We start from the raw sequence: 3,756 nt of genomic DNA, 5'->3' as shown, positions 1-3,756 counted from the left end.
AGGGCACCATGCTTGATGGCGGGTGGCTGTTTCCCGGAATGGATCCCGTCGACCCACTCAGCGCGCGGCAGCTGAACCGCGCCGTTCACGCTGCCGCCGAGGCTGCGCAGATCGACAAGCGCGTCTCCCCGCACACCCTGCGTCACAGTTTCGCGACACACCTGCTCGAGCAGAAGGTGGACATCCGCGTCATCCAGGTGCTGCTCGGCCATGCCAAGCTCGAGAACACCGCGCTCTACGTCCAGGTGGCCACCGACCTGCTGCGCGAGGTCATCAGTCCACTGGAGCGTCTGCCCTCCGAGTAACGCGGCGCAGTACCCCATGCTGGAGGTCGCGGACATCTTCCGCGCCCAGGGCCCGGCATGGCGACGTACGGTGTCGCTGAGCCTGTGGTAGCTGAAGGTCATGCGGCCATCGAACAGTGCCGCGCCGCGGCGCTGGGCGGGCTGTGCTGCGCTGTTCCGGCTGCGACCACCTCGAGGTCGCGTACGACTCCTGCCTTATGGAAGTGTTTTGCTATGGGGAGAAGGCACCCCCTGAGCGAGCACGGAGTGAACTCCGCGCCCGTTCAGCTCTCCATTAAAGCTTGGCCCTGAGCATGGCGATTACCTTATCGGACGGCCGGAACGAACCCCTGCGCAAATGCGGTGGGACGATCGCGTTGAGGGCTTCGAGCTTCTCAGTTGGATCAGCGCGAGTGTAGATTTCAGTGGTCGCCAGATCGCTGTGCCCGAGCCACAGGGAAACCTTTCGGATGTCCTGAGTGCTTCGCAGTACTATCATTGCACAGGTGTGCCTCAAGACGTGCGGTGATACCTGCTTCTTCGACAGCGAGGGGCACTTATGACTAGCCGTCGCAGTGTGGCATTTAAGGACATACGCGAAACCCCAACGGCTCATCGCTTCGCCCCGTGCATTAACGAACAATTCCGGTACTGCGACACTTCCCCGTATCACCATCCAGGCACGCAACGCGTTAGCGGTCGTTTTCCACAGGGGCAACGCGCGCTCCCGCCGGCCCTTGCCGTGAACACGGATGCTCAACGACGGGAGCACAACATCGGCGGTATGCAATCCCGTCAGCTCCGATACACGCAGGCCGCCGCAGATGGCCAGATGCAGCATCGCCCGGTCCCGAATACCCTCGCGCGTTGACGGATCTGGCGCATCGAGCAGAGCCCGAACCTCATCCTCGAACAGATATGGCACCAGACGGGAATCGGTTTTCTCATAGGGAATGCCCAGGATTCGTCGCGCTTGCTCAAGAATCGCGGGCTCGCGATACTCAAGGAAGTGGAAGAATGACCTGATTGCAGCCAGCCGGACCTTACGCGTCTCAGGCGATTTGTGGCGCGCGTCTTCGAGATATTCCAGGAAGTCGCTGATCAGCCTCGCATCGAGCTGCTCCAGTGCTAGCGACGAGGGCGTCACCTTGAGTCGCCTGGTGGCGAACTCGAACAGAAGCTGGAAGGTGCAAGCATAGGAGTCGCAGGTGTGTTGGCTGGCGCCTCTCTCATGGGCAAGGTTTTGACGAAGGAATGCAACAATGTGCGGTGCGATCGGCATCATTTCTGTTCTCCGGTGAGAAACCCCTCTGCGGCGACAGCAATGTCGCGCAGGAGCGCGGGCGTGGCCTCGAGATACCAATAGGTGGCGTTGATGTTGACGTGTCCCATGTAGGTCGCAAGGGCCAACATGTGCCGCCCGACCCGGTCTCGGCCTTCCGGGCTTGCCTCCAGTGCCCTGACGGCGAACGTGTGTCTGAGCTCATGCAAGCGGGGACGGTGGCCGTTGTGGGTGGTGCCGATGCCGGCAAACTTCAGCAGCTTCTGGAACATCCAGTAAGTAACCGTGTATCTGAGCGCGTGACCGTCGTCATCAACGAACACATGGTCATCACCCGGGCAGGCTCGTCGCCGCAGTGCTAAATACCTCTGCAAACCCGCCACCGCTGTCTCGTGCAGTGGAACTAGACGGGTCTTCTGGAATTTGCTCTTTCGAATCAGCAGTCCTTCGGAAGTCATGTCGGCAAGGCGCAGGTTCAGGGCCTCCGAGATCCGCATGCCCGTGGCTAGCAGCAGGGCAATTAATGTCGCAGACGTTTGTGGTTGCAACGTGCCCCGAGGGCCCGATTGCAAGGCTGTGTTTATCAAGCGCTCAATGTCAGCGCAGGTGTAGATGAACGGAACGCGACGCGTCTTTCGGTAACCAAAGTGGCGGGCGGGTGGTAGTTCATGGTTTTGATCCTCCATACGCATGTACCGGGCGAACCGACACACGGTCTTTAGCCTTGCGTCACGCTGGGCCACCGACGCAGCCTCGCCGGCCCAGTCGATTGCTGTCTGCGTGCAAACGTGCATTTCACCGCGTTTGACAGCAAAGCACGCGAAACTGCGCAACAGGTAGTCTGCGTTCAGCAGTTTGAATCCGGCGGCACGCCGCGCGGCAAGATAGGACTCCACGGCCGGCATCATTTCGCCACCTCCGACCATGGCCGAGCGATTTGGCTGAGCAGCGCTACGTCGACCTTGGCGTAATACGCCGTGGTATCAATGCCGCGATGCCTCAGGATCAGGCCAACCTGGTCGAGGGGAAGCCCGTGGCGCAACATCTCAGTCGCCGCCGTGTGGCGCAGCAGATGTGCACCTTTGGCGGGCGAACTCACCCCGGCCCGTTTTAGTGCGCGCTTCACTATCGAAGATATGCCGTCGCCTGAGATATGCGGCTTGACGGGTGCGATGTTTCTAACGAAGACATGGTCGCTGCCGGCAACCCGAGGTCGCGATTCGAGATACCGCAGAAGTGCCTCGCCAGCATCCTGCGGCAGCGGAAGGCGAACTTCATAGCGCCCCTTTCCCAAGACACGTAGCGTCCCGGAGTCCCACTCGATATCGCTCAAGCGAAGGTTCGCCAGGTCACCTGCGCGAACCCCAAGTCGCACAAGCAGGAGGACGATCGCACGATCGCGAAGACGCCTGCGTGAGTCGTCATCGCATGCGGCGATCAGGCGGTCAACTTCGTCAGCGCTCAGACACCTTGGCAGTGACGCCAGGCGCCAATGCGCCAACGACGGAACCGCCTGATCGAGACCCGGCCGACACAGATCGTGAACCCCGAGGTAGCGTAAGAAGGCTCGCGCGCTAGTGACCCGCTTTTCAGCGGTACCAGCACCACAACTGCAGGCACTGTTCAGCAGGAACGTACGTATCTGCTTCGGATCCCACTGGCTGGCGTCATCGCCAAGCACTTTCAGCATCACTGCGGCATCACGACAGTAGAGCCGAATGGTTGGATCCTTCGCACCCCGGTGCTTTTGCAACCATCGCCGGAAACCACCTACGATTGCCGGCTCCCGAATCTCTGCAATCGAAGGCTTGTCGTCCGGGCAGACGCCGATCTCGATCAGGTATTCGCGAAAGCGTTTGGCGCCGAAATAGACGTGGTGGCCGGTCCTGCCACCTTTTACTTCCGGGCAAGTGCAAGTTGGCAGATGACGAAAGAAGGTTTCCGGGGTTTGTGGACCAGTATCGGCCAGGCGAAATCCACGTGCTCGAATTCGATCTTCCCTGCGCTGACGATCAGCGGCCTTGCCGACGGTTCGTCGATATCTTCGCCAGCCTGGCCGCGTGTGTCGAGAATCGCGAACATGCGCTCTACGTTCACCATCGCGTCGTTGGTCTCGCGAAACACGAACCCGAGCGTATTTAAAGGCATGCAGATCTGGATCAGGTATGCGTTGACCAGAATCAGATCGCC

4 protein-coding genes and 1 pseudogene are annotated in these 3,756 nt (G+C 60.4%); 1 reads left to right on the top strand and 4 read right to left on the bottom strand.

Features of this window, described 5'->3' with window-relative positions:
• Nucleotides 1–305, top strand: a 305-nt coding sequence (locus B0G75_RS39890) for a tyrosine-type recombinase/integrase (protein ID WP_146142611.1), incomplete at its 5' end; no start/stop codon positions are given.
• Nucleotides 306–579: 274 nt separating this feature from the next.
• On the opposite strand, the gene B0G75_RS39880 is transcribed toward B0G75_RS39890, so the two are convergent.
• The 4 genes and pseudogenes from B0G75_RS39880 to B0G75_RS39865 form a co-directional block, all read right to left on the bottom strand.
• The gene (locus B0G75_RS39880; RefSeq protein ID WP_106314945.1) at nucleotides 580–1,569 is read right to left on the bottom strand and encodes a tyrosine-type recombinase/integrase; all 990 of its coding nucleotides are present in this window, start codon (nucleotides 1,567–1,569) and stop codon (nucleotides 580–582) included.
• Nucleotides 1,566–2,474 (bottom strand): tyrosine-type recombinase/integrase, encoded by a 909-nt coding sequence (locus B0G75_RS39875; protein ID WP_106286261.1) that lies wholly within the window; start codon nucleotides 2,472–2,474, stop codon nucleotides 1,566–1,568. The genes B0G75_RS39880 and B0G75_RS39875 overlap by 4 nt, the downstream gene beginning before the upstream one ends.
• Nucleotides 2,471–3,256, bottom strand: coding sequence for a tyrosine-type recombinase/integrase (locus B0G75_RS39870; protein WP_219908329.1), 786 nt, complete (start codon nucleotides 3,254–3,256; stop codon nucleotides 2,471–2,473). Before B0G75_RS39870 ends, B0G75_RS39875 begins: the two co-directional genes overlap by 4 nt.
• A 275-nt stretch (nucleotides 3,257–3,531) precedes the next feature.
• A pseudogene (locus B0G75_RS39865) lies at nucleotides 3,532–3,756 on the bottom strand (hypothetical protein); the annotation flags it as partial.

This window comes from Paraburkholderia sp. BL18I3N2 (assembly GCF_003001875.1).
Classification (GTDB): Bacteria; Pseudomonadota; Gammaproteobacteria; order Burkholderiales; family Burkholderiaceae; genus Paraburkholderia; species Paraburkholderia phytofirmans.
This window is presented reverse-complemented; position numbering and strand designations above follow the sequence as displayed.

What these genes read in the sequence shown, in the direction of transcription:
- B0G75_RS39870 (WP_219908329.1), bottom strand. Translation starts at nt 3,256, where the DNA reads ATGCTGAAAGTGCTTGGCGATGACGCCAGCCAGTGGGATCCGAAGCAG.
- B0G75_RS39880 (WP_106314945.1), bottom strand. Translation starts at nt 1,569, where the DNA reads ATGATGCCGATCGCACCGCACATTGTTGCATTCCTTCGTCAAAACCTT.
- B0G75_RS39875 (WP_106286261.1), bottom strand. Translation starts at nt 2,474, where the DNA reads ATGATGCCGGCCGTGGAGTCCTATCTTGCCGCGCGGCGTGCCGCCGGA.